The 1394-nt window shown below is 34.3% G+C and carries 1 protein-coding gene; it reads left to right on the plus strand.

The annotated features are described in order from the left end of the window. The coding region (locus tag CVT14_RS10570; protein ID WP_234403132.1) for a methyl-accepting chemotaxis protein at nt 1–1137 on the plus strand (1137 nt) is incomplete at its 5' end. Between the last annotated feature and the right edge of the window lie 257 nt (nt 1138–1394).

A 1394-nucleotide genomic window follows, 5' to 3' on the forward strand; every position in this document is an offset into this window, starting at 1 on the left:
ACTATGCCCCTCCTAAAGATCCAACTAACCCTAGCAGTGCTATTTATCGTTATCCTCTCAGCATTTGTCTATTTCTTACTTAAAAAGTCTCTTAACCCTATAAAAACTATCCAGTCTAAGCTTGATGATCTATTTAAATTTGTAACTTACGAAGCAAAAGCACCAAGCAAGCTAGAGGTAAGATCAAATGATGAATTTGGTGAGATGAGTAAAGCTATAAATGAGAACATCGACAAAGTCGTAGCTGGCATCAAAAAAGATAGCACGATGATAGATGAGCTAAATAAGGTAGCAAATTTAATGATCAAAGGCAACCTTGGAGCAAAGATAGGCTCAACTCCAAACAACCCATCGCTAAATGAGCTAAAAGAGCTACTAAATAAATTCTTTACGTCTATATCAGCAAATTTAAAGGGCATAACAAATGTTCTTAGCTCATATACTAAAAACGACTTTACAGCAAAGGTCGAGATAAATGAAGAGCTAGAAGCCGATCTAAAAGCTATGATACTTGGAGTATCAAATATGGGTGAGGTAATTTGCACTATGCTAAACTCAAATTTAAATGATGCCAAGATGCTTGAAGAAAAGGCTACAACTTTGGCTTTAGCTATGAAAGAGCTTACACAAGGTGCTAGCACACAAGCAAGCTCACTTCAAGAAAGTGCAGCTGCAGTAGAACAAATGTCTAGCTCAATGAATGCCATCTCTCAAAAGACAGCTGATGTTATAAGACAAAGTGATGAAATTAAAAACATCATAACTATCATTAGAGATATAGCAGATCAAACAAACCTTCTAGCTCTTAATGCAGCAATAGAAGCTGCACGTGCAGGAGAGCATGGTAGAGGATTTGCCGTCGTTGCTGATGAAGTTAGAAAACTAGCTGAGAGAACTCAAAAATCACTTGGTGAGATAGAAGCAAATACAAATGTCCTAGCTCAATCAATAAATGAGATGAGTGAATCAATCAAAGAGCAAAGTGAAGGTATAAACATGATAAATCAATCAGTTGCTCAAATAGATCACCTAACAAAAGAGAATGTTGTAATTGCTAATAGGGCTAATGAAGTAACAAGTGATGTTGATAACATGGCTAAGACTATAGTAAGTGAAGTAAGAAAGAATAAATTTTAATCAAACTGCTTCATAAATCTTCATAAATTTCAACCTGGTTTAGACTGGGTTGGAATTTTAATCTTTTTAAATTCTAAACTTTAAATTTAATCTTTGTGTTTATCTATAAATTTCAAATTTAGCACTCAAGAATTATCTATCAAATTTTAAAATTTATGAGCGAGCATATTACGGCTCTAAATTTAGTGCTAAACGAAGTGCAGCCTAGATTTAGTAGTCTGCTAAGGCGAGTGAGTAAGATTTTAAAATTTGCAAAA

The organism is Campylobacter concisus (assembly GCF_003048445.1).
GTDB lineage: Bacteria > Campylobacterota > Campylobacteria > Campylobacterales > Campylobacteraceae > Campylobacter_A > Campylobacter_A concisus_BF.